Source organism: Streptomyces sp. NPDC005408, from assembly GCF_040606445.1.
In the GTDB taxonomy this organism is placed as follows: domain Bacteria; phylum Actinomycetota; class Actinomycetes; order Streptomycetales; family Streptomycetaceae; genus Streptomyces.
Genome location: NZ_JBEXEX010000015.1, coordinates 44,304 through 69,676, shown reverse-complemented (window position 1 = coordinate 69,676; position 25,373 = coordinate 44,304). Strand labels below are relative to the sequence as shown.

The following is a 25,373-nucleotide window of genomic DNA, read 5'->3' as shown; positions in this document are numbered from 1 at the left end:
GCTGCGAAGCCCGCGGGCACCAATGCCTTCACCTGCCTTCCGGGGCTGCTACTTCGTGGTGCCGATGTTGAGGTAGTCGTACTGACCGCTGAAGGCAGCCGTGGACACCAGGTTGGTGGCGTTCGGCGAGCGGTACAGCAGGACCTTGAAGTAGGACAGCGGGACGATGACCGCCTGCTCCATGACCTTCTTGTCCACCTCGGTGTAGGCCTTGTTACGGGCCGCCTCGTCGGTGTTCGCGATGGCGTCGTCAAGGAGCTTGTTGACCGCCGGGTCGTTCAGCTCGGAGAGGTTCGTGTTACCGGACTTGCCGATGGCCTTGCCGTGCACGATCTGCTGCAGGAAGCCGTAGCCGGTCGGCCAGTCGGAGCCCCACTGCATCATGATGAGGCCGATGCCCTCCTTCTTCGTGAACGTCGGGACGCCCGCGTAGTCGGAGAAGTACTTGCTCGACGGGTACTGCTTGATGCTCGCCTCGATGCCGACCTTCTTGAGGGCCTCGACGATCGCGGTGGCCGAGTCGACCTCGCTCTGACGGTCGCTGCGGGCGGAGATGACGGTCTTGAAGCCCTTCTCCTGGCCGCAGGCCTTCAGGTGCTCCTTGGCCTTGGCCGCGTCACCCTTGCCACCTTCGGTGGCGTACATGTCGGCCTTCTCGTAGCCCTTGACGTCGGTCGGCAGCACGGTGCTGGCGACGTCACCACGGATCGAGCCGCCCATCGCGGTCTGCACGGAGACCTTGTCGATCGCGTACTGAACGGCCTTGCGGCACTCGACGTTGTTGAACGGCGCGACCTGGGTGTTGATCGCCGTGTAGACGAGACGGCCACCGGCGGTGTTGTCGGTGCTCGCCTTCAGGTCCGGCTTGCCGAGGACCTGAGCCTGGGTCTGGGTGTCGACACCGCGGCCCGCCAGGTCGGCGTGGATCGTGCCGGCCAGCAGGTCCTTGTCGATGGTCGACTGCGAGACCTTCAGGTTCAGGACGATCTTGTCCGGGTACTGCTTGCGCAGCGGGTCGGTCTTGGCGTCCCAGTTCGGGTTGCGGACCAGGGTGACCTGCTTGCCCTCCTGGTAGCTCTCGAACTTGTAGGAGCCGGAGGAGACGACGGACTTGGTGTAGTCCACGCCCTTGTCCTTGGCCTTCGGCACCGGAGCGGTCTGCGGGGCGCTGACCAGGTAGTCGAAGTCCGCGAAGGGCTTGCTGAGCTTGAAGACGATGGTGTTGTCGTCCGGGGTCTCGATCGAGGCGAGGCCCTTGTCGCTCTTGTCCTTGTACGGACCCTTGTACTTGGCCGGGTCGGCCAGCAGCTGCTGGAAGTAGTTCGGGCCGAGCGAGAGCACGTCACGCGCGAAGTTGGAGCGCTCGACGGCGTACTTGACGTCCTTCGAGGTCACCACGGTGCCGTCGTCGTACTTGACGCCTGCGCGGATCTTGTACGTCCAGGTCTTGCCACCCTCGGACGGCGTGCCCTTGCCCTCGGCCAGGTCGGGGACGAGCTCGTTGCCCGCCTCGCCCGGAGCGGGCTTGAACGTCATCAGCGGACGGGCGTACAGCCGGCTGAAGTTGTAGATGAAGGCGTAGTACGTGTTGCCGGGGTCGAAGGACTCCGGGGCGTCGGCCATCGCATAGGTGACCGTGCCGCCCTTCTTGTCGGAGACATTGACCATGCCCTTGGTGGCGGCGTTGGCACCTGCGGCCTTGCCGTCGCCCCCGGACTTGTCATCGGCCTTACTGCAGCCCGCGAGCAAAAGGCTCGCGCTGCTGATGACCGCGAGTGCGGCCACTGCTGACCTTCGCATGATGGTCGGTTCCCCTTCGTTGTCGGAAACTTGGTTGGGGCTCAGCCCGGCAGACGTCAGCGACTGCGTGGGTCGAGCGCATCCCGGAGGCCGTCACCGAGCAGGTTGAACGCCAGCACGGTGACGAAGATGGCAAGGCCGGGCACGACCATGTACTGCGGGTCGACCTCGAAGAAGTCCTTTGCCTGGTTGAGCATCCCGCCCCAGGAGGCCTGGGGCGGCTGGATCCCGACGCCGAGGAAGCTGAGCGAAGCCTCGAAGATGATGTTGGTCGGGATCAGCAGCGTCGAGTAGACAATGATCGGCGCGACGAGGTTGGGCAGCAGTTCCTTGAAGAGGATGTACGGGCCACGTGCCCCCATCCCGCGCGCGGCGTCCACGAACTCCCGCTCGCGCAGCGCCAGCGCCTGACCCCGGACGATCCGTCCCATGTACGGCCAGTTGAAGAAGCCGATGACGAAGATCAGTACGAGGAGGTGGAGCGGCAGGCCTTCCAGGCCGAAGGCGCCGCCCTGCAGCGTGGCGGAGATGGCGATGGCGAACAGCAGCAGCGGGAACGCGAGGAACGTGTCCATCAGGCGGCTGATGACCGTGTCGACCCGTCCACCGTAGTAACCGGCGACGACACCGAGGATGGTGCCGATCGCGTTGGAGAGAACCGTGGCACCGAAGGCGACCACCAGGGACACCCAGGAGCCCTCGAGGATGCGGGAGAAGATGTCGCGGCCGAACTTCGGCTCCACACCCAGCGGGTGATCCCAGCTCATTCCGCCGAAGTCCCCCTTGGGCAGGGTGGTGTTCGGGTCGATGAGGTCCTGGTGGAACTGGTTCGGGTCCAGCCCGAGCATCGACTGGATCGGTCTCGAGAGCGCGGCCATCAGGATGAGCAGCACCACGACGATGCCGCCTGCGACGGCAACCTTGTCGCGCTTGAAACGCGTCCAGGCGATCTGCCCGAGCGAACGGCCCTCGATCTGCTTGGCCTCGACGCCCTTCAGTACTGCCTCGGGCGCAACGTCGGTCTGCGATCCAGTGGTGTCTATGGGTGCGGTCATCGTCCCTCGTGCTTGCCCGTGTCGGCGGTTGCCGACGGTGCGCTGGCGCCCGCACCGGGTCGACGGTGCGGGCGTCTGGCTGCCGTATTACGTGTGGTGCGGGTAGTTCAGGTGGGAGGGGCGCTGTGAGCCATAGAACTCAACTGCACACATGTCCGACGCCCCGCGCCTGCCGGGAGTCTTCAACGCTCTCGCGATCACCCGCCAGCCCCCCCGGGGAATGTTTGCTCAAACGTGATGAGGGGAGGGGGTTTCCGTTATACGGACGGAGCCACCGACTGAGCGGAACGCCAAATACCGCATACAGGACAAAAGTTGACGGATGCCCTGCCATGCGGACAGTGGCGATTCATTCGATTGCAAGGCCCTATGAACCTTGGGAGCGCACAATCCCATCCCGAACAACGGTGCGGAGCATAGAAATAGGTCAGTCTCAGCGAGCGTGGGGCGGGGGGTAGCCGTAGCCGCCGCCGGCCGGTGAACCGCCGTGGGCGTCGCGGTCGTAGAAGGGCCGGGCGTTCGCCCGCAGCCACATCGTCACCGGGTCGTACTCGTCGGACATCGCGACCGTGGAGACCGGCAGCCCGTCCGGGACCGCGGCGATCGACTGCTGCATCATCGCCCGCACCGTGTCCACGGACTGCCTGCTCGTGTCGTACAGATCGAGCCCGATGGCGAGATACGGAGCGCCGAGCGCGGGCTGCACCCAGGCGCGGCGCAGCGAGCGGACCGCGGAAGTGCGGTGGGCGTTCTGCGAGAGCAGGCCGTAGAAGTGCGGGATCTCGATGGCCGGTTCGGACAGCCGCAGCGGGCCGGCGGGCATCCGGTCGAGGCCCGTGGCGATCCGGCGCAGATCGAGCCAGGGGATGCCGACGCCGCCGCCGGGGGCGTGCGGGTTGAGCCAGATCCCCCAGCGCTCGGGGTACAGGGCGCGGGCGATGTCGGGGCCGCTGATGACTTCGTGCGCGCGGTTCCAGCCGGAGACGGAGAGCTCCTGGGCGGAGGTCACGCACGGCGCGTAGCCGATGCCGTCGACCTCCATGTTCCCGTACTGGGCGTCGGGCGAGCCGGCCTGGCCGTGCCAGAGCAGCATCCAGAGTCTGCTGCCCGCGGGGTCGGCGATCGCCTGCAGCAGGGCCTCGTACGCGTCATAGCGTCCGGGTGTCACCTGCCGCAGCATGTGCTCGACCTGCCCCGCCGCCGCGGTGCCTGACGCACTCACCCTGGGTTCCGCCCCTCTTAGATCGACCGATCCAGCTTAAACGGCAGTCCTGACAACGACTTGACCACTACACGTGCTGTCGTAGGTAGAAGGGCCGCACTCGCTCAAGCATCCACTCTCCGACTGGGTCCTGCGCGACATCCAGAAGTACGAGATTGACCGCCCAGGGCACCTGGACCCGGCCGAGCGCCCGGCCGAGCGCGTCCATCGGGGCGTTGCGGTCCGCGCCCTCCCAGGAGGAGACCTGGACGCCGATGAACAGGGTCGGCGCGTCGCCCTCGATGGAAGCGAGCGCGCGGCGGGCCGTCAGCACGACCCCGGAGGACTCGAACTCGCCGGCCGCGGCGGCCAGGAAGTCCACCGGCTCCTCCTGCCAGTCCGGTTCGAAGAGGCGGACCCGGCCGCCGCTCGCGGGACCGTCCAGGGGATTGCGGCCGGCGCGGCACAGTTCGGCGACGGCGGGCGGCGGCAGCGGGGCGCCGACGGTGCCGCCCGGGTTGACGGCGATGCCGAGCTGCGGGGGCAGTCCGCGGGCGAACTCGCGGGCGGGGGCGACGGTGAAGGACATATGGCTGCCGACGCAGGCCATGAACTGCTGCTCGGAGCTGAAGACCGGGACGTATGCGGCCCCCTCGATCTCCATCGTGGGCAGATCGAGATTCGGGTGGTCGGGGCTGCCGCCGCTGGGCAGCGGCACCCAGACCTGGCTGCGGCCGAGCACCTCGACGAGGCGGCCACCGGCGGAGGCATTGCCGAGGGATGCGGCGAGCACCTCTTCGAGCTCGTTGACCGGCCAGCCGCCGTAGGGATGCGGATGGGCGTGCTCCGGTGTCTGCATGTGCGGTCCTTCTCCCCCGGCGTCGTACGGTCTGCGCCACCGACCCTAATGCCGCGCGCCGGTGGACCCGCCTGGGGCTCCGCCCCGGACCCCGCGCCTCAAACGCCGGCTGGGCTGATTTTAGGCGCCCCCTCCCCCGGCTTACTGGAAGCCGACCCGGCCCAGCGTGCCCGCCGCGTCGCGGTCGAGCAGGACCGCCGAAGCGCAGCCCGCCGGCAGCCGGCCCGCCTCCGCGGCGGCGATCAGGCGGCCCACCGCGCGCCGGTGCCGGGCGAAGGCATAGCCGGAGACTCCCCGGCCGCGCTCCCGCTGCCCCGCGCGGGCGACCGCGGGGGTCACGTCGAGCAGCACCAGATGGAGTCCGCTGCCGCGGCGGCGCGCCTCGCGGGCCAGCCAGCGCCGTACCCAGGCCTGGGTACCGCAGTCGTGCACGACGACGCTCTCGCCGGAGCGCAGCGCGCGCCGCAGTCCGGCGTAGTGGGCGATCCGCACCAGCGGGCGGTAGACGGCGTACGGCAGCAGCCGTGGCATCCGGGCGTCCCACCGGTCGCGGGTGTCCTGCGAGTCGATGCCGCGGCCGCTCGCCGCACGCCGGATCAGCGTGGACTTTCCGCTGCCGGGCAGACCGGAGACGACCACCACGTCACCGGCGGCGAAGACGAGGGTGCGCGGGCCGCGCCCCGAGCGGTCCCTCAGATCACGCAGCACGGGCGCGGGCGCCCCCAGCAGCCGCCGGGCGGGCACGTCCGGCCGGGCCGACACCCCCGCGGTCGTCGCATAGGCCTCGGACCGCCGCAACGTCATCACCCTCCCCCATGTCCGGGTCACCCACCCTTGCCCATGAAGTGTAAAGAAACGGTAATGCGGCACAACCGTTTTGCAGCCGAGGCCCGCCGGGGACCGGCCGAGAGCCTCGGACCCCGCTCCGCCACGATGCGTGCAATGATGTGCGCGCCAACTGCATACCGGCCGCTTGAATCCACGCGGGAGAGTCCTGGCCACTGTGTGCGCCGGGCGCCGAAGGAGCAAGTCCCTCCCTTGAATCTCTCAGGCCCCGTACCGCGTGTGATGAGGCAGATCTGAAAAGCGAGCCGCCACCGAGCGGCTCCACCCAAGGTGCAAGTCGCAACCACCTGTACGTGCGGTTGCGACGAACCTCTCAGGTTCCGATGACAGATGGGGAGGATCGTCCTCGTCGGCCTGCCCTGGGAGCCACATCTATGAGCAACGCCCCCCGTCTCACTGCCCTCGACGCCCTGCACCGGTCGCTGGGCGCGACCATGACCGACTTCGCGGGCTGGGACATGCCGCTGCGGTACGCCAGTGAGCGCGACGAGCACAACGCCGTCCGCACCAAGGCGGGACTCTTCGACCTCTCCCACATGGGCGAGATCACCGTCACCGGTCCCAAGGCCGCCGATCTCCTCGACCACGCGCTGGTCGGCAACATCGGCTCCGTCGGCGTCGGCCGCGCCCGCTACACGATGATCTGCCGCGAGGACGGCGGCATCGTCGACGACCTGATCGTCTACCGCCTTGGCGAGAGCGAGTACATGGTCGTCGCCAACGCGGGCAACGCCCAGATCGTCCTCGACGCGCTGACCGAGCGCTCGCAGGGCTTCGACGCCGAGGTCCGCGACGACCGTGACGCGTATGCCCTGATCGCCGTCCAGGGCCCCGAGTCCCCCGGCATCCTGAAGTCGCTCACCGATGCCGACCTCGACGGTCTCAAGTACTACGCGGGTCTGCCCGGCACGGTCGCGGGCGTCCCCGCCCTGATCGCCCGCACCGGCTACACCGGCGAGGACGGCTTCGAGCTCTTCGTCGAGCCCCAGCACGCCGAGAAGCTCTGGCAGGCGCTGACCGAGGCCGGTGCCCCGGTCGGTCTCATCCCCTGCGGACTCTCCTGCCGCGACACCCTGCGCCTGGAGGCGGGCATGCCGCTGTACGGGCATGAGCTGACGACCGCGCTGACCCCGTTCGACGCTGGCCTGGGCCGGGTCGTGAAGTTCGAGAAGACCAGCAACGACGGGCGCTTCGTGGGCCGCGAGGCCCTGCAGGCCGCGGCCGAGCGCGCCGAGACCAACCCGCCGCGCAAGCTCGTCGGTCTGATCGCCGAGGGCCGCCGGGTCCCGCGCGCCGGTATGCCCGTCGTCGCCGGCGGCGAGGTGATCGGCGAGGTCACTTCGGGCGCCCCGTCGCCGACTCTGGGCAAGCCGATCGCCATCGCCTATGTGGACGCGGCGCACGCCACGCCGGGCAGCGAGGGCGTCGGCGTCGACATCCGCGGTACGCATGAGCCGTACGAGGTTGTCGCGCTGCCGTTCTACAAGCGCCAGAAGTGATCTTCAGCACCACCCCGCCCGTTCACCAGCACTCCCCCGCGTACAGGAGAATTCAGGCCATGAGCAACCCCCAGCAGCTGCGCTACAGCAAGGAGCACGAGTGGCTGTCGGCCGCCGAGGACGGCGTGTCGACGGTCGGCATCACGGAGCACGCGGCCAACGCGCTCGGCGACGTGGTGTACGTACAGCTCCCGGAGGTCGGTGACACGGTGACCGCGGGCGAGACCTGCGGCGAGCTGGAGTCGACCAAGTCCGTCAGCGACCTGTACTCCCCGGTCACCGGTGAGATCGTCGCCGCCAACCAGGACGTCGTGGACGACCCGTCCCTGGTGAACTCCGCCCCCTTCGAGGGTGGCTGGCTCTTCAAGGTGCGCGTCGCGGAGGAGCCGAAGGATCTGCTCTCCGCCGACGAGTACACCGAGTTCTCCGGCTGACCACGACCGTAGGGATCGCCTGATGTCGCTTCTCAACACCCCTCTCCACGAGCTGGACCCGGACGTCGCCGCCGCTGTCGACGCCGAGCTCCACCGCCAGCAGTCCACCCTCGAGATGATCGCCTCGGAGAACTTCGCTCCGGTCGCGGTCATGGAGGCCCAGGGCTCCGTCCTCACCAACAAGTACGCCGAGGGCTACCCCGGCCGCCGTTACTACGGTGGCTGCGAGCACGTCGATGTCGTCGAGCAGATCGCCATCGACCGCATCAAGGCCCTCTTCGGTGCCGAGCACGCCAACGTGCAGCCGCACTCGGGCGCCCAGGCGAACGCGGCCGCGATGTTCGCGCTGCTCAAGCCGGGCGACACGATCATGGGCCTGAGCCTGGCCCACGGCGGTCACCTGACGCACGGCATGAAGATCAACTTCTCCGGCAAGCTCTACAACGTGGTCGCCTACCACGTGGACGAGCAGACCGGCCAGGTCGACATGGCCGAGGTCGAGCGCCTCGCCAAGGAGTCCAAGCCGAAGCTGATCGTGGCCGGCTGGTCCGCGTACCCGCGTCAGCTGGACTTCGCCGCCTTCCGCCGCATCGCGGACGAGGTCGGCGCGTATCTGATGGTCGACATGGCCCACTTCGCGGGTCTCGTCGCCGCCGGACTGCACCCCAACCCGGTGCCGCACGCGCATGTCGTCACCACCACCACGCACAAGACCCTCGGCGGTCCGCGCGGCGGTGTGATCCTGTCGACGCAGGAGCTCGCCAAGAAGATCAACTCCGCGGTCTTCCCCGGTCAGCAGGGCGGTCCGCTGGAGCACGTCATCGCGGCGAAGGCGGTCTCCTTCAAGGTCGCGGCCTCCGAGGACTTCAAGGAGCGCCAGCAGCGCACGCTGGACGGTGCCCGCATCCTCGCCGAGCGCCTGATCCAGGACGACGTCAAGGAGCACGGCGTCTCCGTCCTGTCGGGCGGCACGGACGTGCACCTGGTCCTGGTCGACCTGCGCAACTCCGAGCTGGACGGCCAGCAGGCCGAGGACCGCCTCCACGAGGTGGGCATCACGGTCAACCGCAACGCCATTCCGAACGACCCGCGACCGCCCATGGTCACCTCGGGTCTGCGGATCGGCACCCCCGCGCTGGCCACCCGCGGTTTCCAGGACGAGGACTTCCACGAGGTCGCGGACATCATCGCCGAGGCGCTGAAGCCTTCGTACGACACCGAGGTGCTGAGCGCACGGGTCTCGGCGCTCGCCGCGAAGCACCCGCTTTACCCTGGGCTGTAACAGCCCTAAGCAAAACAAACGGGGCACCGCGCACACTGGACGTGAGCGCGGTGCCCCGCACCGCGTACCGCGTTCTGCAATACCCGGCAGACAACGGCGTCTACCAACCCTCGCTAGGAGTTCCCCGTGGCCATCTCGGTCTTCGACCTGTTCTCGATCGGCATCGGCCCGTCCAGCTCGCACACGGTCGGCCCTATGCGGGCGGCCCGTATGTTCGCCCGGCGCCTCAAGAACGAGGGCCTGCTGGCCCACACGACCTCCATACGCGCCGAGCTCTTCGGCTCGCTCGGCGCGACCGGCCACGGCCACGGCACCCCCAAGGCCGTCCTGCTCGGCCTCGAGGGCAACTCCCCGCGCACCGTCGACGTCGAGACCGCCGACGCCCAGGTCGAGGCCATCCGCACCAGCGGCCGGATCAGCCTGCTCGGTGTGCACGAGATCGGCTTCGACTTCGACAAGGACCTGATCCTGCACCGCCGCAAGGCGCTGCCGTACCACGCCAACGGCATGACGATCTTCGCGTACGACGCCGAGGGCACCCTCGTCCTGGAGAAGACGTACTACTCGGTCGGCGGCGGCTTCGTCGTCGACGAGGACGCTGTCGGCGAGGACCGGATCGTGCTCGACGACACCGTGCTGAAGCACCCCTTCCGCACCGGCGACGAGCTGCTGCGGCTCGCCGGGGAGACCGGCCTGTCGATCTCCGCGCTGATGCTGGAGAACGAGAAGGCCTGGCGCACCGAGGACGAGATCCGCGAGGGCCTGCTGGAGATCTGGCGGGTCATGCAGGCCTGTGTCTCGCGCGGCATGTCCCGCGAGGGCATCCTGCCCGGCGGCCTCAAGGTCCGCCGCCGCGCCGCCAACTCCGCCCGCCAGCTGCGCGCCGAGGGCGACCCGCTGGCCCACGCCATGGAGTGGATCACCCTCTACGCGATGGCCGTGAACGAGGAAAACGCCGCGGGCGGCCGCGTCGTCACCGCCCCCACCAACGGCGCCGCGGGCATCATCCCGGCCGTGCTGCACTACTACATGAACTTCGTGCCCGGCGCCGACGAGGAGGGCGTGGTCCGCTTCCTGCTCGCCGCGGGCGCGATCGGCATGCTCTTCAAGGAGAACGCCTCCATCTCCGGCGCCGAGGTCGGCTGCCAGGGCGAGGTCGGCTCGGCCTGTTCGATGGCCGCGGGCGCGCTCGCCGAGGTGCTCGGCGGCACCCCCGAGCAGGTCGAGAACGCCGCCGAGATCGGCATGGAGCACAACCTCGGCCTGACCTGCGACCCGGTCGGCGGTCTGGTCCAGATCCCGTGCATCGAGCGCAACGGCATGGCGGCGGTCAAGGCCGTGACTGCGGCGAAGATGGCGATGCGCGGCGACGGCAGCCACAAGGTCTCCCTCGACAAGGTCATCAAGACGATGAAGGAGACCGGCGCCGACATGTCGGTCAAGTACAAGGAGACCGCACGCGGCGGGCTCGCGGTGAACATCATCGAGTGCTGAGCCGCGTCAGCCAAGTCCTCAGTAAGTCAAGGAAGTTCACAGGAGTTCACCCGCACGGGGGAGTTTTTCGAGCTCCGAACGTTTTTTCTCCTCCGGCCGCCCGAGCCTTCGCACTAACGTCACAGCCTGTTCATCCAGGCCCCCGGTGGCCCGTACCGGCTAGTCGCACCAAGGAGACACAGCCATGACCGAGGGGCTGACATCCAGGCCGTCCGACTTACGCGCTCCGCTTCCCGGTCCCTACGGACAGGTCTGTCGCAGCGGCGACCGTACGGTCGTCGAACTGCACGGTGAGATCGACATTGCCGCGGCCACCCTGGTCGGGGCGTATCTGGATGTGGTCACCGCCATCCGCGACCACGAGGTGGTGGTCGACCTGACGCATGTCGCGTTCTTCGACTGCTCCGGCCTCGCGCTGCTGTGCCGGGCACGGCGGCGCATCGCGGAGAGCGGCGGACGGCTGTGGGTCGTGTGTGACCAGCCCCCGGTGCTGCGGGTGTTCCGGGCGGGCGGGGTGCTGGAGGTGTTCCGTACGCTGCCGACACTGGAGGCGGCCCTGGCGGCCCAGGACTGACACCCGGGACCCGCGCCCAGGACCGCCGCGCCGGCTCTCGGGGAGGGTCAGGCCTTGTTCAGCGAGGCCCAGAACTCGTCGAAGGTCAGCTGACCGTCGCCGTTGGCGTCCTTCGACTTGATCACTGCCTCGGCGACCGGCTCGGTGACATTGAAGTCGCCCAGCTGCGCCATCACGCTCTTGTACTCGGCCGCCGTGATCTTGCCGTCGCCGTCCAGGTCGTAACGCTCGAACGCCTTGCGCGCCTCTTCGATGTCCACCACTGCTTCCGCCCCTTCTTGGTGCATTACTGACGAGGTCAGATTATCGGCCCGTTCGTCTCACCCGCACGCACCCTTCGTACGTCCTGAAGGGCGAGACTTGGTACACGCAAGGAAGAGGGGCACGGTATGAGCGAGGCACTGGCGGGGATCATGGCTGCGGCGGCTGCCGGGGAATTCCCGCCCTCGGACGGCTGTACCACCGTGATCGCGCAGCCGAACCCCCGCGACGCCGGGGTGATGGCCTTCACCGCGCACTCGGTGATCTTCACGGACGAGGATCCCGACTGGGTACGCGCCGAGCTCGCCGCCACCGACTCCGACCGGCTGGCCGCCGCAATGAACCCGTCGTTCCTGGCCGCGATGCTGGCACGCACCGGCCGCTCGATGAACACCATCGACCTGGTGACGGTCGCGGAGGCGCTGCCGGGCAGGCCAGACATGGAGCTGCGCGAGATCGAGGACCCCGATCATCCCCGCGTCGCCCGGGCGTTGAAGTACCGCGACGGCGTACGGGTCTGGGCCGCCGACGGCGGGGTGGTGCTCCTCGGCCGGGGGCTCGCCGGGCGCTGGGAGACCGCCATAGAGGTGGACGAGTCGGCGCGCGGGCAGGGCCTGGGACTCGCGCTGGCGCTGGCGGCGCGCCATCTGGTGCCGGACTCGGTGGTGTGGTCCCAGCAGTCGCCGGGGAACGCCCGCAGCGTGCGCACCTTCCAGACGGCGGGCTTCCGGCCGGTGGGTTCCGAGGCCCTGTTCGTGGCCGGCTGACAGAAAAGCTTTCAACTACCCTTCCGCAGGGTGGAAGATATTTTTCAGCCCCGCTGGAATCTGTTCCCGCCAAATCCGTGGGCAGCCTTCGTCACTCTCCGCCGCCGGACGATAACTTCATGGCGTCGTCGCCACACCAGGAGCACAGGGCTCCCAGGGACAAGCGGCGCAAGGGTGATGTCAACAGTGACGGTCACAGCCGACAGCGAGCAGCTTGATATCCCGTTCTCCCGGCGGGGCGATGTACTCCCCGCGGAGTGTGCCCGGTTGCGCGAGAAGGAGCCCGTGGCCCGGGTGCGTACGATCGCCGGCGACGGAGCGTGGCTGGTCAGCAGCCATCGACTGGCCAAACAGGTCCTGGAGGACGAGCGGTTCAGCCTCAAGGACACCGCCGCCCGCGGGGCGCCCCGGCAGTACGCGCTGACGATCCCGCCCGAAGTCGTCAACAACATGGGAAACATCGACAGCGCCGGTCTGCGCAGCGCCGTGATGCGGGCGCTCAGCCCGCGCGCCAACGACGGGCTGCGGGGCTGGCTGCGCAGTCGCGCCGACGAGCTGATCGGCGGTCTGCTCACCGAGGGCCCACCGGTCGATCTGCGGGCCGCTTTCGCCGACCCGTTCTCGGCCGCGCTGCACTGCAGGGTGATCGGGGTCCCCTTCAGGGACTGGCGACGGCTGATGTCGGGCCTGGACATCGCCTTCATGACCAGCCCCCAGTCCTTCGACGGCGCGGGACTGAACTGGTACAAGGACCTCGACTACATGGTCGAGCGGCTCAACGCCCCCGAGGCGGAACGCTCGGGCTTGCTCGGACAGTTGGCGGCCCTGCGCGCGGACGAGGAGTCCGCGCATCTGACGGACGAGATGCTCGCGACCGTCGCCGTGTCACTGTTCGGCGCGGGCGCGGTCTCCACATCCGCCTTCCTGGTCCTGGCGGTCCTCGCACTGCTCCAGCACCCCGAGCAGATCGGCCATCTGCGGGACCACCCCGAGCGGATGGGGCCCGCCGTCGACGAACTGCTGCGCTGGAATCTGTCGATCGGCGACGGACTGCCGCGGCTCGCCCTCGACGACGTACAGCTCGGTGATGTCCTGGTCCGCAAGGGCGAGTTGGTGCTGGTCCTGGTCGAGGGGGCGAACTTCGACCCCGACGTGTTCGATGCCCCCGAGCGCCTCGACCTGGAGCGCGAGCACAACCCGCACCTCTCCTTCGGGGCCGGCCGCCACTTCTGCCCTGCATCGGCGCTGGGCCGCCTGCATGCCGAGACGGCGCTGTCCGCGCTGGTGAACCGGCTGCCGAGGATGCGGCTTGCGGTGCCGGAGGAGCAGCTGGTGTGGCGTACGGGCTTCATCAAGCGGCTGCCGGAACGGCTGCCGGTGCTGTGGTGAGCCGGTGCCCTGCGGAGCTCCCGTAACCGGGGCTCCGCCGGAAGGCCCGGCGGAGCCCCGGCACCCGCACTAGCGGAAGACGCCCGTGTGGCCCAGTGAGTAGCGCCCGGGCTGGGGGAAGACCGCGAGGCCGTGCGGGCCCGCGCCCACAGGGATACGGGCCAGCTCCTTGCCGGTCGCGGTGTCGAGCGCGTACACCTCTGAGTTGTAACGCCCCGACAGCCACAGCACCTTGCCGTCCGCCGACACACCGCCCATGTCCGGGCTGCCACCCCCCGGCAGCCACCACTTCTTCGTCAGCCTGTTCTGCGCGAAGTCGAAGATGGAGATGGATCCCTCACCCCGGTTGGAGACGTACATCACCTTGGAGTCGCGGCTGACGTAGACGCCGTGGGCTCCCTTGCCCGTCGGCAGCAGCGCGGGGGTCGTGAACTTCTCGCCGTCCAGCACCCACACGCCGTGGGCCATCATGTCGGCGATGTAGAAGGTCTTCCCGTCCGGCGAGAGCTTCACATCCTGCGGCATCGCGCCGCGGAAGGGCAGCTTCTGCTGGCCGATGACCTCCATCTTCTCCGTGTCGACCTTCAGCAGCTCGCCGGAGAACTCGCAGGAGACGACGAAGTACCGGCCGTCGGCCGAGAAGTCCGCGTGGTTGACACCGAAGCAGGACACCGGAGTGGTCTTGATCTTGCGCATGGTGTGGGGGTCGCGGAAGACGAGCTGTCGGTCCATGGACGCCATGACGATGGCGTACTTGCCGTTGGGCGTGAAGTAGAGGTTGTACGGGTCGTGCACGTAGACCGGCTTGCCCGCGACGCCCGTTGCCGGGTCGATCGGAGTGAGTGTGTGGCCGCGGTTGTTGTTGACCCACAGCGTCTTCAGGTCCCAGGACGGGACGACGTGCTGCGGCTGGACGCCGACCCGGATGGTCTCGATGACCTTGTACGTCGCGGGGTCGATGACCGAGACGGTGTTGGAGTTGGTGTTGGGGACGTACACCCGGGAGGGGAAGCCCCGGACGGCCGCGGAGAGTTGGTTCGGCCGGTCGGCGGAGTAGATGTCCTTCGGGTCGAGGACCGGCGGCATGCCGGGCAGCCCGGCCGGGGCGGCCTGCTTGGGCCTGGCGGGCAGCGCCGCGGGCTTGGTGCCGTGCGCCTCCGTCCGGTCGGTGGGTGAGCCGCAGCCCGCGAGGAGGGCGAGCAAGACGCCGGCGAGCAGCACGGTGGTCCGCTTGGCGGGGGGAGTCATCGAGTGCATCAGATCAGCAGCTCCGTGGTCGTCACCGCGCGCAGGCCGCGGCGGTCGAGGTCGTCGAGGAGGGCGGGCAGTGCGTCGACCGTGTCCGGGTAACCGAAATGCAGGCTCACCACCGATCCGCGCCGGATCTGCCCGGTGACATTGCGGACGACGGCCGTGGCGCCGGGCGAGGTGAAGTCGAGCGAGTCGACGTCGTACGAGAGGACATGCGGGTAGCCCGCCCGGGCAGCGAGCCGGGTGACGAGAGGAGTCGCGTCCTTCGCGCGGGAGGGACGGAACCAGGTGCCGATCGAGCCGGTGAGGCGCCGCAGCCGCTCGGCGCAGTCGGTGATCTCGGCGTAGGCGTCGGCTTCGGACATCTGGGAGATGCCGAGATGGCGCTGGGTGTGGTTGCCGAGGTCATGGCCGCCGTCGAGGATGCGGCGGGCGAGGTCCGGGTACTGGTCGAGCCAGCTGCCGACGGCGAGCACGGTGATCCGGGCTCCGGCACGTTCGGCCTCGGCGAGTGCGGCCTTGGCGATGGCCGGATCGCCCTGGCCGTGGAAGCTGAGGGCCACCCGGTCGCGGTCGCGCGGGCCGTGCGTGATCTGGGCGGGCTGCCCCGGGAAGCGGCGAGGGGCACGAGGGGCAGGGGCGGGACTCGGATCGCGGGTCGGCAGCGTCGGGGCGGCGGGTGGCGCCGGTGCGGGACCGCCGTCGGAGCAGCTCGTGGCGAGGGCGCCCGCGGCGGCTGCCCCCGCGGCGGCGCGCAGTGCGCTGCGGCGGTCGATCGAGGTCACGGGAAAGCACAGTAGGGGCGAAATGCCCGAAAGATAACGATTGACCCAACTCGGGACGCCCGCAGGTCGTGACCGACAGCGCCACTCCACCCATCAGTGGATCATTGAAACACCCGTCAGAGCGCATGCTCATGCACTATTTTCCAGGCGGGTGGTCCATCTCACCTACGATCCACTTTGGAGATGCACCTCTTTGCGCCATATGCCCCAGTGAGGACTTTTGGCGGCGGCGCCCCCCGTCTGCCATAGTCGGTGACACGACCCCCATTGACCCGGGCCAGGTCGTCGTAAGCCGCCGTGGATACACCCCCCCAATCCACGGCGCTCCGCAGAAGCCCCCGCTCAGGGGGCTTCTGTGTTTCCCGATGCCGGTTTCGCCGGCGGCGTCAGCGGTCGGAGACGCGCATCTCGAACCAGGTGGTCTTGCCGCGCGGCAGCAGGTCCACGCCCCACCGGTCGGAGAGCTTGTCGACGAGGAAGAGCCCGCGGCCGCTGGTGTCCATCTCCTGAACCGGCATCAGGCAGGGCAGACCGCGCGAGGGGTCGCGGACCTCGATCCGGATCCAGCCGCGGCGGCGCAGCATCCGCAGCCCGAAGACCCGGGCTCCGGTGTGGCGGACGGCGTTACCGACGAGCTCCGAGACCAGTAAAACCGCGTGCTCGGCAGTCTGCGCGGAGAGCGCCCACTGGCGCAGCACCACGGACTGGGTCAGCCGGCGTGCGGTGGCGGCGGACTCGGGGCGGGAGGGCAGCCTGACTTCCTCGTCCGTGGGATTGCCGAACAAGTCGAGCGCCCTCAGCGCCTCTTCGTCCTCGACGGCAGGCACCCACCGCGCTGCGGTAGCGCTGCCGCGCTGCCGCGGTTGCTCCACACCTTCGAGGCCCGCCATGCCCCCATCATGGCCGTAACAAGCGGCTTCCGGGGCCGTTCCGTTGGAATAGGGCCCCCGGAATCGGCCGTTCCGGGGAGAGCTGATGGCATATGACTCTGGCCGCATGCTAGCTCTCATACCCACCTTGAGCTGCATTAACGCTGCGCTTACAAATGATCGCCAAGCGCAGCGGGCCGACGCCGCTTAAGGCTGCTTTAAGGCTCAGCTAAGCCACACACGGGGTTGACGCCGGAGACGGAAGTGCCCAACCGGCCTGAATTCAGAGGAACTTGGCCTTACCGGGGCCCTCCTCGACAAAGCTGCGCATCCCGCGCTCGCGGTCCTCTGTCGCGAACAGGCCCGCGAACCAGTTGCGTTCGATGGCGAGACCCGTCTCGATGTCCGTCTCCAGACCCGCGTCGATGGACTCCTTGGCGGCACGCAGCGCCAGCGCGGGCCCCTGCGCGAGCTTCGCTGCCCAGGCGTGCGCCTGCTCGTACACCTCGTCTGCGGGCACGACACGGTCCACGAGACCGAGCGCGAGGGCCTCGTCCGCCTTCACCATCCGGCCGGTGAAAATCAGGTCCTTGGCCTTGGAAGGGCCGATCAGCCGCGAGAGCCGCTGGGTGCCGCCGGCGCCCGGGATCAGGCCGAGCAGGATCTCGGGCTGGCCGAGCTTCGCGTTGTCCGCGGCGATCCGGAAGTCGGCGCACAGCGCCAGCTCGCAGCCGCCGCCCAGCGCATAGCCGGTGACGGCGGCGACGACGGGCTTGGGGATACGGGTGACGGCGGTGAAGGAGTCCTGCAGGGCCCGGGACCGTACGATCATCGCCGCATGATCCATGGCCTGCATCTCCTTGATGTCCGCACCGGCCGCGAACACCTTCTCGCCGCCGTACAGAATCACGGCCCGTACGTCCTCGCGGCGGGTCGCCTCCTCGGCGAGCTCGCGCAGCCGGTCCTGGATGGCGATGTCCAGTGCGTTCATCGGCGGGCGGTCGAGACGGATGGTGCCGACGCCTTCGGAGACCTCGAGAGAAACAGTCATGAGGGCGAGGTTAGCCCCCGTTAACGGCGGCGGGCCCGGTGCGTGGGGGGTCTGAGGGCTTCCCCCAGGAAATCCAGCCTCACAGCACCGGGCCCGTACGCGAAGGGCGTTACTTGATCCACTCCGCCCAGGGCATGTTCCAGCCGTTGAGGCCGTTCTCCGGCGAGATCTGCTTGTCCTTGGAGTTCTTCACGATCACCACGTCACCGGTGATCGAGGTGTTGTAGAACCAGGCCGCCGGCGTGCTGCTGTCCCCCGCGCCCCGTGCGTCCCGCAGGCCCACACAGCCGTGGCTGACATTCGCCGAGCCGAAGGTCCCTGACGAGGCCCAGTAGTTGCCGTGCACGAAGGTGCCCGAGTTGGACAGGCGCATCGCGTGCGGCACGTCCTTGATGTCGTACTCACCGCCGAAGCCGACGGTGGCGCCGTTCATCCGGGTGACCTCGTACTTCTCGCTGATCACCATCTGTCCGTTGTACGTCGTGGTCGACGGCGCGCCCGCGGTGATCGGGATGTCCTTGATCTGCTTGCCGTCACGGACGACCTTCATCCGGTGCGCGCTGGCGTCCACTGTGGAGACCTGGCTGCGGCCGATGGTGAACTTCACCGTCTTGGACTGCTTGCCGTACACCCCCGGGCGGCCCTCGACGCCGTCCAGGTTGAGCTTCACGGTCACCTTGGTGCCCGCGGCCCAGTACTTCTCCGGGCGGAAGTCGAGGCGGTCGTTGCCGAACCAGTGGCCCTCGATCGGCACTGACGGCTCCGCGGTCACCTTGATGGCCTTCTCGACGGCCGCGGGGTCCGTGATGCCACGGGTGAAGTTGATCGAGACCGGCATGCCGACGCCGACCGTCGAACCCTCCTCGGGCGTGTACTGCCCGATGAAGGTGTTCTTCGGTACGAGCGTGGTGAAGCTGGTGTCCTTCGCCGACTCACGGCCGTCCGTGTCCTTGGCGACGGCATGCACCTTGTACTTGGTGGAGCCGGCCAGATGCTGCAGCGGCTGCCAACTGGCACCGTCCGCGGAGATCTTGCCCTCGACCGCGGCGCCCTTGTCGTCCGCGACCGTGACCGCGGTCAGCTTGCCCTTCGCGGCGCTGACCTTCAGCGCGCCGCTGGTGGCGACCGAGGAGGCGCCGTCCTTGGGCGCTATGGTCACCACCGCCTGGGAGGCCGCGTTCTCGACCTTCCCGCTGTCCTTCTTGCCCTTGTCGTCACTGCTCTTGTCGTCCCCGCCCCCACAGGCCGTGACCAGCAGCAGCAAAACGCCAAGCACCAGAGCCAGCAGACCGGCGCCCCCACGCCCTCGTCCACGACCGGCCCGGGCCGATGCCCCCGATATCGGCTGCCCGTTCAAAATGGTCTCTCCCCTCGCACGGCCTGGCCCCGCCACGGCCCGCACCCCCGCGCGCCTCACGCACGCACGGCGATAGATAATCACACCCCTGGTGGTTGAATCTCCCCGCGAATGTCACCGTTCAGTCCCAACTGTCCGGCGAGCTCAACTGATAGGGGTACGGGCCCAGCAGGTCAGCGAGGGTCAGTGCAGCGCGGAGCCCGCCGTCCAGGCGTTCCAGTCGAGGTTCCAGCCGCCGAGACCATTGGCGGGATCGACCCTTTTGTCCTTCGAGTTGACGACCTCGACCACATCGCCGATCAGGGTCCGGTCGAAGAACCAGCCGGCCGGTGCGTCCGCGCTGCCGCCCTTCTCGTCGCGCAGCCCGACACAGCCGTGGGAGACGTTCGCCGAGCCGAAGGTCTCGGGCGCGGCCCAGTAGTTGCCGTGGATGAAGGTGCCCGAGTCGGTCAGCCGCATCGCATGCGGCACATCCTTGATGTCGTACTCGCCCTTGCCGTCCTTCTTCTTGAAGCCGACCGTCGCACCGTTCATCCTGGTCACGTCGTACATCTCCGTGACCACCATCTTCCCGTTGTACGTGGTCGCCTTGGGCGCACCCGCCGTGATCGGCAGCATCGCCAGGATCCCGTCCTCGCGCCGTACCTCCATGGTGTGCGCCGCGGCGTCGACCAGGGAGACCTGTGAGCGGCCGATGGTGAAGGACAGGGTCTTCTGCTGGATGCCGAACACCCCCGGCGCCGCCTGGATGTCGCGCAGCCGCAGATCGACCGTGACCTTGGTGCCCGGCTTCCAGTACTCGCGCGGGCGGAAGTCGAGCCGCTCCTTGCCGAACCAGTGGCCGGCGATCTCGACCGGCGGCTCGGAGGTGACGCGGATGGCGCGCTCGACGGCCGCGCGGTCCTCGATCTCCCGGTTGAAGCCGAAGGAGACGATCATGCCGGTGCCGACGGTCGAGCGGTTCTCCGGCTTGAAGTAGCCGATGAAGCGGCGGCCGGGGACCTGCGTGGTGAAGGTGGTGTGCCGGGCCGAGCGGCGGCCGTGCCCGTCCAGCGCGACCACGTCGACGCTGTACTTGGCGGCGAGTTCGAGCCGGGTGCCCTGGTCCGGGTTCCAGCGCAGGCCGTCCTCGGAGATCGCGCCGTGGACTTCGGTGGGCCGGTCGTCCTCGACCTGGGTCACCTTCACCCGCTCCAGCCGCCCGCTGGGCAGCCGCACCTCGACGGGGCCGTCGGGGCCGACCCCCTTGGTCCCGTCCTCGGGGGTGACGCGGATCGTGTCCTGCGGCGACCGCGGCTTGTTGCCGATGTCGAGCGCCTCGCCCGTGCAGCCGGTCAGCCCGGCGATCAGTCCTGCCCATGTCAGGACGACGGCCGCGCCGCGCCCCGCCCGCTTCAGTACGTGTCTCACGTACCGCCCAACGACAGCGCCCCTCCAGGGGAAACGTGAGTGCGGGGCCATGTTGGGACAAGAGCGCTGCGGGCAGAACAGGTGGGAGGACCACGCGTGGGGTGACACGGCCGGGACGCCGTGGGCAACCCTGGGGTCAGCGGGGCCCGACGAGCCGCGGGAGGCCGGCAGGTGTCGAGCGCAGCCGAGCAGGAGACAGTGCAGGAGGGGGCGCGGGGCGATGTGCCCGGCCCACTCCTGGCGGCCGGGGACACGGCCGGAACCGCGGCCGGAACCGCGGCCGGAACGGCGGTGGACACGGCCGGAACTGCAGCCGGAACCGCAGCCGGGGTCAACGGCCTCCATCGGGAGCCGGGTTCCCGCAGGCCGGCGGTGTGGCCGGGGGCGCCGACGCCGCTCGGGTCACGTTTCCGGGTCGGTCCCGACGGGGTCGCGGGGACCAATTTCGCGCTCTGGGCGGGCGGCGCGGAGGCGGTCGAGCTGTGCCTGTTCGACGACGCGGGCGTCGAGACGCGGCTGCCGCTCACCGAGCTGACCCATGAGATCTGGCACGGCTTCGTGCCCGGAATCCGGCCCGGGCAGCGCTACGGCTTCAGGGTGCACGGACGCTGGGACCCGTGGACGGGCGCCCGCTGGAATCCGGCGAAGCTGCTGCTGGATCCGTACGCACGGGCGGTGGACGGAGACTTCGAGCTGCCCGCCGAGGTGTACGGGCATGTGCGGGACTGGCCGCAGCAGCATGTCGCGGACACCGTGCGCGACGACCGGGACTCGGCTCCGTATGTGCCCAAGGGTGTCGTCGTCCACGATGACGACGACTGGGCGGACGACCGCAGGCCCAAGACCCCATGGGCCGACTCGGTCATCTACGAGCTGCATGTACGCGGCTTCACCAAGCTCCATCCGGGGATCCCCGAGGGGCTGCGCGGCACCTACGCGGGGCTTGCGCACCCGGCGGCGATCGACCATCTCGTACGGCTCGGGGTCACCGCCGTGGAACTCCTCCCGGTGCACCAGTACGCGCACGAGGACCATCTGCTCAAGCGCGGGCTGCGCAACTACTGGGGCTACAACTCCATCGGCTACTTCGCGCCGCACGCGGCGTATTCGGCGAGCGGCACGCGGGGGGAGCAGGTCGGCGAGTTCAAGCGGATGGTGAAGGCGCTCCACACCGCCGGGATCGAGGTCATCCTCGACGTGGTCTACAACCACACGGCGGAGGCGGGTGAGCTGGGTCCGACACTGTCTCTGCGCGGCATCGACAACCGTGGCTACTACCGGCTGCAGTCGGACGCGCGCACGTACGCGGACTACACCGGCTGCGGCAACACCCTGCATGTGGTGCAGCCGCATGTGCTGCGGCTGATCACCGATTCACTGCGCTACTGGGTGACCGAGATGGGCGTCGACGGCTTCCGCTTCGACCTGGCGGCGGCGCTCGCCCGCTCGATGCACGACGTCGACATGCTCTCCCCCTTCCTCGCGGTGATCGCCCAGGACCCGGTGCTGCGGCGCGTGAAGCTGATCGCCGAGCCGTGGGACGTGGGCAACGGCGGCTACCAGGTCGGTGCGTTCCCGCCGCTGTGGACGGAGTGGAACGACCGCTACCGCGACGCCGTCCGGGACTTCTGGCGCGGCGCGCTGCCCGACGTACGAGACCTGGGGTACCGGCTCTCGGGATCGAGCGATCTGTACGCGTGGGGCGGACGGCGGCCGTACGCCTCCATCAACTTCGTCACCGCGCACGACGGGTTAACCCTGCGCGACCTCGTCAGTTACGAGCAGAAGCACAACGAGGCCAACGGGGAGGGCAACCGCGACGGCACCAACGACAACCGGTCCTGGAACTGCGGCGCCGAGGGCGAGACGGACGATTCTGGCATCAACGCGCTGCGGCGGCGCCAGGTTCGCAATCTGCTGACCACGCTGCTGCTGTCGACGGGCGTGCCGATGCTGGTGGCGGGCGACGAGATGGGCCGTACGCAGGGCGGCAGCAACAACGCGTACTGCCAGGACAACGAGGTCAGCTGGCTGGACTGGTCCCTGCTCGACCGCCCGGGCCCGCACGGACTGCTGGAACTGACCACCCGGCTGCTGGCCCTGCGCCACGCCCACCCGGTACTGCGCCGCCGCGCCTTCTTCTCGGGCCGCGCCCACCCGGCGGACGGCCTGCGGGACCTCGCCTGGTTCACCCCGCACGGCACGGAGATGACGGAACAGGACTGGTACGCCCCGGCGTCGGCGCTCGCGCTGTATCTGTCGGGCCGCGACATCCCGGGACGTGACGCGCGTGGAGCGGAGGTGACGGACGACAGCTTCCTGACGGTCCTGCACTCGGCGGAGGGGCCGACGGACTTCCGGCTGCCGGGCCCCCCATGGGCGCAGGCGTACGAGCTGGTGGTCGACACCTCGCGGGAGGACCAGGAGTCCGCGCCGGGGACGGTGTTCGGGGGCGGGGAGACGGTGACGGTGCCGGCGCGGTCGGTGCTGCTGCTGAGGGTCAGGCAGTGAGGTCAGAAGACCGGCGTCGCGCTCGACGGCGGCTGGATCACGATCCGCACCTGCTCGGGGATGGAGCGCCTGAGGTCGTCGTCGGGCTGCTGCGGCAGGATCAGGGTTTCGAGCTTCGGGAAGGCGTAGAGCCAGCGGCGGCCCCTCATGGTGCGGTAGCCGGTCTGCAGGCCCAGCCTGGTCAGCACCTCCGGGTTGATGTTCTCGGTGAGGTCGTCGGGCTCGTAGGTCTCCAGGTAGTGAATGTGGGCGCGACCGCCCAGGTCGCGCAGGATCTGTAGCTGCTCGACATCGGATGCCGCGAAAACGCCCTCGCGCGGAAGATGGGCGATGATCTCGTCCGCGTACAGCCGGGTGTCGAACTTGTCCCAGGACCAGGCCAGATGGGTGCGCAGAGGCATCGAGCTGTGCTCGCGGAAGCGGGACAGCACAGCTATGGCGGCGTCCGTTCTGATGAGCGACGCCGTGATGACGACATTCATGGCCTGCTCTTCGTTCGCGAGCTGGTCGGGTCCCGTGAGCAGCGACAGGACGATCGGGCCGAGCGAGGCAATCCACTGTGTCTGCGCCGCCCTCGGCGGCAGGAATTCATTGGTGCGGGCGCGGACCTGGTCGAGCACGTCCGGGTTGTGGAGCTTCGTCGCCTGCTCCAGGCAGGCAGCGGCGATGAGCACACGGCGCGCCTCCCCGATGGCCAGCCACCTGGGATCGTGCTCGTACAGCAAACGCATCAGCATCTCGTCGCGCTCGTGAGGGCGGGCGTGGGCGACGGCCATGCGGATGACGTCCTCCCACTGGTCCTCGTGGGCGTGCCGGTCGAGGACACCGAAGTCGCGGTTCTCCACGAAGGCCTTGGCACCGAGGAAGTCCTGGAAGGTCCGGTGCACGAAGGCGACGGCTCCTTCCTCGGGAGACCGCAGCAGGCCCGAGCGCTTCAGCAGGAACTGGAAGATCTCCCCCGCGGTGCCCTTCTCCGCGACCTGCGGCATCGACTGCACGGTCTTCTCGATCAGCGTGACGGCGTCGGGCTGCGAAATCTCGGAGCGGCCGTTGCGGATCATCCAGTACGCCAGTGCCTGCAGCAGCTCGATCTGCGGCTCCTTGGTGAGCTGCAGATTGCCGTACGGCTGAGCGCCGTCGGGCTTCTTGGCGTTGCGCTCCGCGATCAGGATGGAGAGCGCGGTTTCGTACAACTCCTTTCGCCCGTACGGGAGATAGTTGGGGTTCTCCCGGTGCAGAGCGCAGATGAGCCCGCACATCAGCGGGTTGGTGACCAGCTGGCTCAGGTCCTGCCGGGTGCGTACGAACTCGAGCAGCCGCCGGCCGAGTTCCTCCTCGGCCCCGGCCGCCTGGTGCCAGCGTCTGATGAAGCGTGCGACCTGCGCATGCCGCATCGGGGTGAGCGACAGCTCGATGAATCCGTCGCGGGCCAGCCAGGCCTCGCGCACCGCGGAGGGCCGCGCGGTGACCAGCCACTGATTGCCGGGGAACGCTGCGATCAGGTCGCGCAGCCACACCCGCGCCGACTCCCGGTCCTCGTCCGGGATTTCGTCGATGCCGTCGATCAGTAGCAGTCCGCGCCCGGCCCGCAGCACCCGCTCCGCCCAGCCCTGCGGCGCGGTGATGGGGGCCCCGACGGCTGGCAGCAGCTGGTCCGGCCTGGGCAGGGCAGCGCCAGCGCGCATGACGGTACGCAGCGGGAGCACGAACGGGACACGGTCGGTGAGATGGGCGCGGCCCTCCAGATGACGTTGCCTGGCCGTCGTGATGGCCAGCCACTGGACGAGTGTCGACTTGCCCGAGCCTGCGACCCCGCGCACCATGACACGGCTGCGGCCGACCAGGGACTTGTCGGCCGGGATCGGTATGCGGCTGTCGTCGGCGCGCGGCCCGGAGAGCTCGGCCTCCAGCGGCAGATACGCGTCGTCGAGCGGCCACTCGTCGGCGTTCTCCACCTTGAGGCCGTAGATCGTCAGATTGCTGTGCTTGGCGACGATGTAGCGCGCGTAGTCCTGCTCGAACGCCTCGTCACGGGCGTCGGGGCCGAGCGCGTCGATCTTGGCGATCGCTTCGGCGAGCAGCAGGCTCTGCTGCACCAGGGTCCTGGGGACGAACGCGGACCGCTGCGTGAAGAAGTGCAGGATGTGCAGGCAGACCTGCTCGGTGAGGATCTCCAGGAGACGCTGCGCGGAGGGCTCGAGGTCACCTGTCGCCCGCCGTCCCTCAGGTGTGGCGGCCGCGGTGGTGCGGAGCCTTCGGGCGAGCCTCTCATGTCCGAGCTGTACGGCCTGGATGTCGTCCATGTCGAGATCCCCGAGGGCGTACACCGTCTCGGTCAGTGCCTCGGTGAGGTCCACCTGAGTCGTGCCCGGAAGGTCGGCACGCGGCCAGGCACGTGCCACGAGCGCGGCGCAGATCTTGCGTACCTCGGGCTTGCTGACGGTCTGTTGTTCGCCCCTGAAGGAGATGATCTTCGATATCCGCACGGGCTTGTCGACGAGCCCTGCGCCCTTGCCGTCCTGGACGAAGAGTTTCTTGACCAGTGGCAGGACGATGCCGGTGGCGAGGCGGGCGCCAATGGCTGCGACATCCAATGCTTTCCCCCGGTAGCCGGTGTGCGGTGCAGCGACAGGAGAGACCGAGATTAGAGCGTCGGCGCGTGCGTTGTGGCAACTTTC

General features: G+C 68.9%; 21 protein-coding genes and 1 riboswitch. Of the genes, 8 read left to right on the top strand and 13 right to left on the bottom strand.

All coding sequences use genetic code 11. The features are described from left to right. Positions 1-48: 48 nt before the first annotated feature. The 5 genes from ABZS64_RS16755 to ABZS64_RS16735 all read right to left on the bottom strand — a co-directional run bounded on the left by ABZS64_RS16755 (position 49) and on the right by ABZS64_RS16735 (position 5,719). Entirely contained in the window at positions 49-1,800 is a 1,752-nt protein-coding gene (locus ABZS64_RS16755) for an ABC transporter substrate-binding protein (protein WP_355829416.1), read from the bottom strand. A 56-nt stretch (positions 1,801-1,856) separates the two neighbouring features. Next, entirely contained in the window at positions 1,857-2,855 is a 999-nt protein-coding gene (locus ABZS64_RS16750; protein WP_355829414.1) for an ABC transporter permease, read from the bottom strand. Positions 2,856-3,288: 433 nt separating this feature from the next. Continuing rightward, on the bottom strand, positions 3,289-4,077 hold the full coding sequence (locus ABZS64_RS16745) for an enhanced serine sensitivity protein SseB C-terminal domain-containing protein (protein WP_355829411.1): 789 nt from the start codon (positions 4,075-4,077) through the stop codon (positions 3,289-3,291). A gap of 67 nt (positions 4,078-4,144) precedes the next feature. Then, positions 4,145-4,915 carry an enhanced serine sensitivity protein SseB gene (locus tag ABZS64_RS16740; protein ID WP_355829408.1) on the bottom strand — a complete coding sequence of 257 codons (771 nt, stop codon included), beginning with the start codon at positions 4,913-4,915 and terminating at the stop codon, positions 4,145-4,147. Positions 4,916-5,056: 141 nt separating this feature from the next. After that, positions 5,057-5,719: an AAA family ATPase gene (locus ABZS64_RS16735; protein WP_355829405.1), complete on the bottom strand. Its 663-nt coding sequence runs from the start codon at positions 5,717-5,719 to the stop codon at positions 5,057-5,059. A 170-nt stretch (positions 5,720-5,889) separates the two neighbouring features. Next, positions 5,890-5,987: riboswitch (glycine riboswitch) on the top strand. Positions 5,988-6,135: 148 nt separating this feature from the next. Here ABZS64_RS16735 and gcvT point away from each other — a divergent pair. The 5 genes from gcvT (at position 6,136) to ABZS64_RS16710 (ending at position 11,044) form a co-directional block, all read left to right on the top strand. Next, a complete protein-coding gene (gcvT, locus tag ABZS64_RS16730) occupies positions 6,136-7,260 on the top strand; it encodes a glycine cleavage system aminomethyltransferase GcvT (protein ID WP_355829403.1) in 1,125 nt (374 codons plus the stop codon). A 59-nt stretch (positions 7,261-7,319) separates the two neighbouring features. Beyond that, positions 7,320-7,694 (top strand): glycine cleavage system protein GcvH, encoded by a 375-nt coding sequence (gene gcvH, locus ABZS64_RS16725; RefSeq protein WP_355829400.1) that lies wholly within the window; start codon positions 7,320-7,322, stop codon positions 7,692-7,694. A 22-nt stretch (positions 7,695-7,716) separates the two neighbouring features. Then, positions 7,717-8,976, top strand: coding sequence for a serine hydroxymethyltransferase (gene glyA / locus ABZS64_RS16720; RefSeq protein ID WP_355829398.1), 1,260 nt, complete (start codon positions 7,717-7,719; stop codon positions 8,974-8,976). A 126-nt stretch (positions 8,977-9,102) separates the two neighbouring features. Beyond that, positions 9,103-10,470, top strand: a complete 1,368-nt coding sequence (locus ABZS64_RS16715) for an L-serine ammonia-lyase (protein ID WP_355829395.1) — start codon at positions 9,103-9,105, stop codon at positions 10,468-10,470. A gap of 184 nt (positions 10,471-10,654) precedes the next feature. Continuing rightward, a complete protein-coding gene (locus ABZS64_RS16710; protein WP_355829393.1) occupies positions 10,655-11,044 on the top strand; it encodes an STAS domain-containing protein in 390 nt (129 codons plus the stop codon). A gap of 47 nt (positions 11,045-11,091) precedes the next feature. Here ABZS64_RS16710 and ABZS64_RS16705 read toward each other — a convergent pair whose 3' ends face one another. Beyond that, positions 11,092-11,307, bottom strand: coding sequence for an EF-hand domain-containing protein (locus ABZS64_RS16705; RefSeq protein WP_355829390.1), 216 nt, complete (start codon positions 11,305-11,307; stop codon positions 11,092-11,094). 126 nt (positions 11,308-11,433) lie between these two features. Here ABZS64_RS16705 and ABZS64_RS16700 point away from each other — a divergent pair, with 126 nt between their 5' ends. After that, positions 11,434-12,072 carry a GNAT family N-acetyltransferase gene (locus ABZS64_RS16700; RefSeq protein WP_355829387.1) on the top strand — a complete coding sequence of 213 codons (639 nt, stop codon included), beginning with the start codon at positions 11,434-11,436 and terminating at the stop codon, positions 12,070-12,072. 294 nt (positions 12,073-12,366) lie between these two features. Next, positions 12,367-13,461: a cytochrome P450 gene (locus ABZS64_RS16695; protein WP_355829384.1), complete on the top strand. Its 1,095-nt coding sequence runs from the start codon at positions 12,367-12,369 to the stop codon at positions 13,459-13,461. A gap of 69 nt (positions 13,462-13,530) precedes the next feature. Here ABZS64_RS16695 and ABZS64_RS16690 read toward each other — a convergent pair whose 3' ends face one another. The 6 genes from ABZS64_RS16690 to ABZS64_RS16665 all read right to left on the bottom strand — a co-directional run bounded on the left by ABZS64_RS16690 (position 13,531) and on the right by ABZS64_RS16665 (position 20,184). Beyond that, positions 13,531-14,709, bottom strand: a complete 1,179-nt coding sequence (locus ABZS64_RS16690; protein WP_355829381.1) for a beta-propeller fold lactonase family protein — start codon at positions 14,707-14,709, stop codon at positions 13,531-13,533. A gap of 8 nt (positions 14,710-14,717) precedes the next feature. Beyond that, positions 14,718-15,497 carry a polysaccharide deacetylase family protein gene (locus ABZS64_RS16685; RefSeq protein ID WP_355829378.1) on the bottom strand — a complete coding sequence of 260 codons (780 nt, stop codon included), beginning with the start codon at positions 15,495-15,497 and terminating at the stop codon, positions 14,718-14,720. 386 nt (positions 15,498-15,883) lie between these two features. Continuing rightward, a complete protein-coding gene (locus tag ABZS64_RS16680; RefSeq protein WP_355829375.1) occupies positions 15,884-16,387 on the bottom strand; it encodes an ATP-binding protein in 504 nt (167 codons plus the stop codon). 262 nt (positions 16,388-16,649) lie between these two features. After that, the gene (locus ABZS64_RS16675; RefSeq protein WP_355829372.1) at positions 16,650-17,417 is read right to left on the bottom strand and encodes an enoyl-CoA hydratase-related protein; all 768 of its coding nucleotides are present in this window, start codon (positions 17,415-17,417) and stop codon (positions 16,650-16,652) included. A 109-nt stretch (positions 17,418-17,526) separates the two neighbouring features. Next, positions 17,527-18,774, bottom strand: a complete 1,248-nt coding sequence (locus ABZS64_RS16670; protein ID WP_355829369.1) for an Ig-like domain-containing protein — start codon at positions 18,772-18,774, stop codon at positions 17,527-17,529. 183 nt (positions 18,775-18,957) lie between these two features. Next, positions 18,958-20,184, bottom strand: coding sequence for an Ig-like domain-containing protein (locus ABZS64_RS16665; protein ID WP_355829366.1), 1,227 nt, complete (start codon positions 20,182-20,184; stop codon positions 18,958-18,960). A gap of 372 nt (positions 20,185-20,556) precedes the next feature. Between ABZS64_RS16665 and glgX the strand changes: the two genes are divergently transcribed. Then, complete coding sequence (gene glgX, locus ABZS64_RS16660) at positions 20,557-22,695, top strand: glycogen debranching protein GlgX (RefSeq protein ID WP_355829636.1); 2,139 nt, start codon at positions 20,557-20,559, stop codon at positions 22,693-22,695. 2 nt (positions 22,696-22,697) lie between these two features. Here glgX and ABZS64_RS16655 read toward each other — a convergent pair whose 3' ends face one another. Then, positions 22,698-25,289 (bottom strand): NACHT domain-containing protein, encoded by a 2,592-nt coding sequence (locus ABZS64_RS16655; protein WP_355829363.1) that lies wholly within the window; start codon positions 25,287-25,289, stop codon positions 22,698-22,700. Positions 25,290-25,373 lie beyond the last annotated feature (84 nt).

Excerpts from the sequence above, each read along its gene's own strand:
- ABZS64_RS16755 (WP_355829416.1), bottom strand. The coding sequence starts at position 1,800 with ATGCGAAGGTCAGCAGTGGCCGCACTCGCGGTCATCAGCAGCGCGAGC.
- ABZS64_RS16750 (WP_355829414.1), bottom strand. The coding sequence starts at position 2,855 with ATGACCGCACCCATAGACACCACTGGATCGCAGACCGACGTTGCGCCC.
- ABZS64_RS16740 (WP_355829408.1), bottom strand. The coding sequence starts at position 4,915 with ATGCAGACACCGGAGCACGCCCATCCGCATCCCTACGGCGGCTGGCCG.
- ABZS64_RS16735 (WP_355829405.1), bottom strand. The coding sequence starts at position 5,719 with ATGACGTTGCGGCGGTCCGAGGCCTATGCGACGACCGCGGGGGTGTCG.
- gcvT (WP_355829403.1), top strand. The coding sequence starts at position 6,136 with ATGAGCAACGCCCCCCGTCTCACTGCCCTCGACGCCCTGCACCGGTCG.
- gcvH (WP_355829400.1), top strand. The coding sequence starts at position 7,320 with ATGAGCAACCCCCAGCAGCTGCGCTACAGCAAGGAGCACGAGTGGCTG.
- glyA (WP_355829398.1), top strand. The coding sequence starts at position 7,717 with ATGTCGCTTCTCAACACCCCTCTCCACGAGCTGGACCCGGACGTCGCC.
- ABZS64_RS16710 (WP_355829393.1), top strand. The coding sequence starts at position 10,655 with ATGACCGAGGGGCTGACATCCAGGCCGTCCGACTTACGCGCTCCGCTT.
- ABZS64_RS16700 (WP_355829387.1), top strand. The coding sequence starts at position 11,434 with ATGAGCGAGGCACTGGCGGGGATCATGGCTGCGGCGGCTGCCGGGGAA.
- ABZS64_RS16690 (WP_355829381.1), bottom strand. The coding sequence starts at position 14,709 with ATGACTCCCCCCGCCAAGCGGACCACCGTGCTGCTCGCCGGCGTCTTG.
- ABZS64_RS16680 (WP_355829375.1), bottom strand. The coding sequence starts at position 16,387 with ATGGCGGGCCTCGAAGGTGTGGAGCAACCGCGGCAGCGCGGCAGCGCT.
- ABZS64_RS16675 (WP_355829372.1), bottom strand. The coding sequence starts at position 17,417 with ATGACTGTTTCTCTCGAGGTCTCCGAAGGCGTCGGCACCATCCGTCTC.